General features: G+C 66.2%; 5 protein-coding genes. 3 read left to right on the forward strand and 2 right to left on the reverse strand.

Features of this window, described 5'->3' with window-relative positions; genetic code table 11:
* The first annotated feature begins 13 nt into the window (after nt 1-13).
* The 3 genes from EU803_RS16885 to der are packed head-to-tail and all read left to right on the forward strand — an operon-like array spanning nt 14 to nt 3,561.
* Nucleotides 14-685, forward strand: coding sequence for a hypothetical protein (locus EU803_RS16885; protein WP_129685007.1), 672 nt, complete (start codon nt 14-16; stop codon nt 683-685).
* Between the two features lie 45 nt (nt 686-730).
* Nucleotides 731-2,038, forward strand: coding sequence for a PQQ-like beta-propeller repeat protein (locus EU803_RS16890; RefSeq protein WP_129685009.1), 1,308 nt, complete (start codon nt 731-733; stop codon nt 2,036-2,038).
* A 50-nt stretch (nt 2,039-2,088) separates the two neighbouring features.
* On the forward strand, nt 2,089-3,561 hold the full coding sequence (gene der / locus EU803_RS16895; RefSeq protein WP_129685011.1) for a ribosome biogenesis GTPase Der: 1,473 nt from the start codon (nt 2,089-2,091) through the stop codon (nt 3,559-3,561).
* Between the two features lie 136 nt (nt 3,562-3,697).
* Here der and serS read toward each other — a convergent pair whose 3' ends face one another.
* Entirely contained in the window at nt 3,698-4,990 is a 1,293-nt protein-coding gene (serS, locus tag EU803_RS16900) for a serine--tRNA ligase (protein ID WP_129685013.1), read from the reverse strand.
* Nucleotides 4,991-5,243: 253 nt separating this feature from the next.
* A partial coding sequence (locus tag EU803_RS16905) for a pentapeptide repeat-containing protein (protein WP_165352887.1) occupies nt 5,244-6,000 on the reverse strand: 757 nt, incomplete at its 5' end.

Genomic DNA, 6,000 nt, shown 5'->3' on the forward strand with positions numbered 1-6,000 from the left:
GGAGAATATTGGCGTGAGCAACCCTGAAAGCTTTATCGACGAGGTGACCGAGGAGGTCCGCCGCGATCAGTTGTTCGCCTATTTCAAGAAATACGGCTGGATCGCCGCCGTGCTGGTCGTCGGGCTTGTCGGCGGGGCGGCGTGGACCGAATACCAGCGCGCCACCAGCGCCGCTGCCGCGCAGGCCAAGGGCGATGCGATCTATGCAGCTCTGTCGGCCAACGAAAGCGCGGATCGGGCCGCCGCACTTGCGGAACTGCCCACCGGTGTCGCCACCGCCTTCCTTCTGGCCGCGGAACAGCAGAACGCGGGCGACGGGGCCGCAGCGGCAGAGACCCTGCGGGCGCTTGCCGGCAATGCCGAGGTGGCGCCGATATATCGCGACATCGCCGCGTTCAAGGCTGTTCTGGCCGAAACCGGCACAACCACCCCGGCGGACCGTATCGCCGCGCTGGAACCGCTGGCCCGCCCCGGCGCGCCGCTGTCGCTTCTGGCGCAGGAACAGATTGCCCTCGCCCGGATCGAAATGGGCGAGATCGACGCGGCACTGGCAGACCTGCGGGCGATCCGCGAAGACGCCGCCGCAACGCGGGGCTTGCGTGACCGGGCCGGAGGCCTGATTGTGGCGCTGGGTGGCGCGCTAGATCTGGCCAGCCCGGCGGATGTCGCCGGAACCGCGCAGTAACGATCCGGCCGGGCGCAGGGCCAAGAGGGGGCACAGGCAGTGACGATGAACAGGTTCTTTTCGACGGCGGCCCTTTCGCTGGTCTTGCTTGCAGGCTGCGGGGAACGTGACGTGACCCTGCCCGGCGAACGGCTGGACCTGCGCGACGGCATGGTCGGCACGTCCGAGGCCACCGCGAATGAAACCCGTCCGCTGCGCCTGCCTGCCGCAACTACGAATGCTGACTGGACCCACCGCAACGGCGGCCCGACCCATGTGGCGGGGCACCCGGCGCTGGGATCGGCCCTGCAACTGGCGTTTCAGGTCAACGTTGGCGAGGGCAACAGCCGACGTGCCCGCATGACCGCCGATCCCGTTGTGGCGGGCGGCGTGATCTACACGTTGGATGCCCGCGCGACCGTGTCCGCCACGGGCACCAATGGCGCGCCCCTTTGGACGCGCGACGTAACGCCGGGCTACGATTCGACCTCTTCCGCCTCGGGCGGCGGGATCGCCTTTGCCAACGGCATGCTGTTCGTGGCGACGGGCTTTGGCGAACTGACCGCGCTGAACGCGCAGACCGGGGCCGAGGTCTGGACCCAGAACCTTGACGCGCCGGGCGGCTCTGCCCCCACGGTGCGCGACGGGCTGGTCTATGTCGTGTCGCGTGACAGCCGCGCCTGGGCGATCGAGGCCGATACCGGCCGCATCCGCTGGACCATTGACGGCGCGCCGTCGGCATCGGGCTTTGGCGGTGGGGCCGGCGTTGCCGTGACCGGCGAACTTGCCTTCTTCCCCTTCCCCAGCGGCGAAGTGCTGGCCGCCTTCCCGCGTGGCGGGCTGCGCCGCTGGTCCTCGGTCGTGACCGGGCAGCGGCTGGGCAGTGCGGCGGCAACCGTGTCCGACATCGCCGCCGATCCGGTGGTGGTTGGCAACCGGCTTTACGTGGGCAATTCCTCGGGCCGGGTTGTCGCGATGGAAGCTGCAACCGGCGACCGGCTCTGGACCGCGACCGAAGGGGCCGTCGGCCCGGTCTGGCCCGCGGGCGATAGCCTGTTCTTCATCAACGACCGCAACGAATTGGTGCGGATGGATTCCGGTGACGGGGGCGTCGTCTGGCGGATCCAGCTTCCGACCTTCGAAGAAGGGCGCGAACGCCGCCAGAAAACGCTTTACGCCCACTTCGGGCCGATCATCGCGGGCGGACGGGTGATCGTCGCCTCGTCCGACGGGGCGCTGCGGCAGTTCGATCCGGCCTCTGGTGCACTAATCGGGCAGGTGGAAATCCCCGGCGGCGCAGCCTCCAATCCGGTTGTGGCGGGGCAGGTCCTGTACCTGCTGAACACGCGCGGCCAACTGCTGGCTTTCCGTTAGGCTGCGAATGGTATAGAGGGCGGGTCTGAATTTATCCGGACCCGTGACCCATGACCTTTACCCTTGCAATCGTCGGCCGCCCCAATGTGGGGAAATCGACGCTGTTCAATCGCCTTGTGGGCAAGAAGCTCGCGCTGGTGGACGACCAGCCGGGGGTCACCCGTGACCTGCGCGAAGGACAGGCGCGGCTGGGCGACCTGCGGTTCACGGTGATCGATTCCGCCGGGTTGGAAGAAGCCACTGACGACAGCCTTCAGGGCCGGATGCGGCGGCTGACCGAACGGGCGGTGGAAATGGCCGATGTGTGCCTGTTCCTTATCGACGCCCGTGTCGGCGTCACCCCGACGGACGAGGTCTTTGCCGATATCCTGCGCAAGAAGAACGCCCATGTGCTTCTGGCCGCCAACAAGGCCGAGGGCCGCGCGGGCGAGGCCGGGCTGCTGGAAGCCTATTCGCTGGGGCTGGGCGAACCGATCCGCCTGTCCGCAGAACATGGCGAAGGGATGACCGACCTGTTGCAGGTGCTGATGCCGCTGGCCGATGAATTCGCCGAAAAACATGCCAGCGACGCCCCCGAAACCGATGTCGAGATCGACGAGGATGACGAGGATATGGGCCCGCGCGTGCCCACCCGTGAAAAGCCGCTCCAGATCGCCGTTGTCGGTCGCCCGAACGCCGGAAAATCCACCCTGATCAACAAGATCATCGGCGAAGAACGCCTGTTGACCGGGCCAGAGGCCGGTGTCACCCGCGATGCGATCTCGGTTCAGACCGAATGGGCTGGCCGTGACGGTGGCCCGGTTCCGATGCGGATTTTCGACACCGCCGGCATGCGCAAGAAGGCCAAGGTTCAGGAAAAGCTGGAAAAGCTGTCGGTCTCCGATGGGCTTCGCGCGGTGAAATTCGCCGAGGTCGTGGTGGTCCTTCTGGACGTCGAAATTCCGTTTGAGCAGCAGGACCTGCGCATCGCTGACCTTGCCGAACGTGAGGGTCGGGCCGTTGTGGTGGCCGTCAACAAATGGGATCTGGAGGATGAAAAGCAGGATAAGCTGAAAGACCTGCGCGCCTCGTTTGAAAAGCTTCTGCCGCAGTTGCGCGGGGCCCCGCTGGTGACGGTGTCGGCCAAGACGGGCAAGGGGCTGGACCGGTTGCAGCAGGCGATCATGAAGGCCCACGATGTCTGGAACCGCCGCGTGACCACCGCCCAGCTGAACCGCTGGCTGATCGGCATGCTGGAACAGCACCCGCCGCCCGCGCCGCAAGGCAAGCGGATCAAGATGCGCTACATGACCCAGGTGCGGACCCGCCCGCCTGCGTTTGTCGTGATGACCTCGCATCCCGACAAGGTGCCGGACAGCTATTCCCGTTATCTTATCAACGGGTTGCGGGACGATTTTGACATGCCCGGCACGCCGATCCGCCTGTTCCTGCGCGATCAGGGCGACAAGAACCCGTTTAAAGGCCGCAAGAATAAACAGCCCTCGCGGCTGAAGAAGCACCTCGGCAAGGGCGAGAAAAAATAACGAGAACTGGCCGGGTCGCGCAGCGGCTCGGCACACGCCCGCCCGCCCCATGGCGGGCGTGTTCCACGCCCACCCGGGCGGTCGCGTGCCTATCGCTGCAATCAAATGAAAAAGGGGGCCGCGGCCCCCTTTCCTGTCAGACCATCTGGCCCTCTGCGCTGATCCGCGTCTTGCCCCGCAGGTAGGGGTGCAGCGCGGCGGGCAGGGTGACCGACCCGTCCTCTTGCTGCCCGTTCTCCAGCACCGCGATCAGGGTCCGGCCCACGGCCAGTCCCGACCCGTTCAGCGTATGCACGAACTGTGGCTTGCCGCCATCGGCGGGCTTGAACCGGGCGTTCATCCGGCGGGCCTGATAGTCGCCACAGGTAGAGACCGAGGAAATCTCGCGGTAGGTGTTCTGCCCCGGCAGCCAGACCTCGATATCATGGGTGCGGCGGGCGCCCGCGCCCATGTCGCCGGTACACAGAACGACCGTGCGGTAGGGCAGTTCCAGCGCCTCGAGGATCGCCTGCGCACAGCCGGTCATCCGGTCGTGTTCCGCCTCGGACTGGTCGGGGTGGGTGATCGACACCATCTCGACCTTCTCGAACTGGTGCTGGCGCAGCATGCCCGAGGTATCGCGGCCCGCGCTGCCTGCCTCAGACCGGAAACACTGGGTATGGGCGACGTAGCGGCGGGGCAGGGTGGCCTCGTCGACCGTGTCGCCGTTCACGATATTGGTCAGCGTCACCTCGGCCGTGGGGATCAGCCACCAGCCGTTCGTGGTCTGATAGCTGTCCTCGCCGAACTTCGGCAATTGCCCGGTGCCGACCATCATATCCTCGCGCACCAGCACCGGGGTGATGGTTTCGGTCAGCGCGTGGTTTTCGATGTGAAAATCGATCATGAACTGTGCCAGCGCCCGGTGCAGACGGGCCATCGCGCCGTTCAGCAGCACGAAACGGCTGCCCGACAGTTTCGCCGCGGTCTCGAAATCCATGCCGGGTTTGGCGGCGGGGATCTCGTAATGCTCGACCGGGTCAAAGGCGAAATTGCGCGGCGTGCCCCAGCGGCGGATTTCCACGTTGTCGGCCTCGTCCGCGCCATCGGGCACGTCGTCATAGGGCAGGTTCGGGATGCCCAGAAGAAGGTCGGTCAGGGCCGCGTCCTTTTCCTTGGCTTCCTCGGTCATGCGGGCGATCTCGGCCTTCTTCTCGGCGACCAGCGCGCGCAGGCGTTCGAATTCCGCCTCGTCGCCCCGGCCCTTGGCGGCACCGACCTCCTTGGAGGCTTTGTTCTGCTCGGCCTGCGCGGTCTCTGCGGCGTGGATCAGGGCGCGGCGGGCCTCGTCCAGCGCGAGGATCTCGGACGACATGCCCGCGATCCCACGACGAGACAGCGCCGCGTCGAAAGCAGCGGGATTGTCGCGGATGGTGCGGATGTCATGCATGGGTCCGGTCCTTTGGTGTGTTTTTCGGATGGGCGCGCTTATGCACGGATTTGGCAGGACGGGGAAGGGGGGATGAAGGAGCGCGACGGTTGGCCCCCTTATGGCCCGGGCGACCAGCCCGGACCGCGCCCGTCCCGCCCCTCGGGCGGGCGCATGGCGAGGGCGCAGGAAAACCAACGGTCAGAGGGGGGCGGCACGATAAAGCACAAGAGCCCCAGCGGCCCAAAGCGCCGACCCCGGTCCGAGCGCGGTCCTACCCGTCTTCCGGTAGGGCCTCCGGCGGCAAAGGCGGATCAAGGGTGCGCTGCCAAGCGCGCCATGCTTCATAGAAATCTTCGAAATCAAACTCTTCCCTTGGCCAATGGTCCGGCCAGTCCGCGTCAAAAGGAAGGGTCCTGTTGCTGTCATCTTGGCCAAACAGGCTCCCATCGGCGAAGATGTCGTCGAAGAATGGCTGCAATCGTGCTACGGTGGTATCATCAACCAACCTCACCGCGGCACCTCGAAGAATAGCCGCGGTGAGGTTGGTTGCATCATCGAACTCCGCCCTGGAGAGGTCTGCCCCCTGCAACTTGGCCCTGGAGAGGTCTGCCCCCTTCAACACCGCCCCGAAGAGGATTGCCCCCTGCAACTTGGCCCTGGAGAGGATTGCCCCCTGCAACTCCGCCCCGGAGAGGTCTGCCCCCTGCAACTCCGCCCCGAAGAGGATTGCCCCCTGCAACTTGGCCCCGGAGAGGTTTGCCCCCTGCAACACCGCCCTGGAGAGGTCTGCCCCCTTCAACTCCGCCCCGAAGAGGATTGCCCCCTGCAACTCCGCCCTGGAGAGGTCTGCCCCCTGCAACTTCGCCTCGGAGAGGTCTGCCCCCTGCAACTTCGCCTCGGAGAGGTTTGCCCGCCGCAATTTGCCACGTCGTAGGTCCGCCCTTTCCATGTCGTCCCCTCCGACCACTGGCTTTCTCGCCTCCGCGTGGCTTGCGTCCGCGCTGACCCTTTCTGCCGGTGTCTCCTCC

Origin of the sequence: Loktanella sp. IMCC34160 (assembly GCF_004145845.1) — a bacterium.
In the GTDB taxonomy this organism is placed as follows: Bacteria; Pseudomonadota; Alphaproteobacteria; order Rhodobacterales; family Rhodobacteraceae; genus SELP01.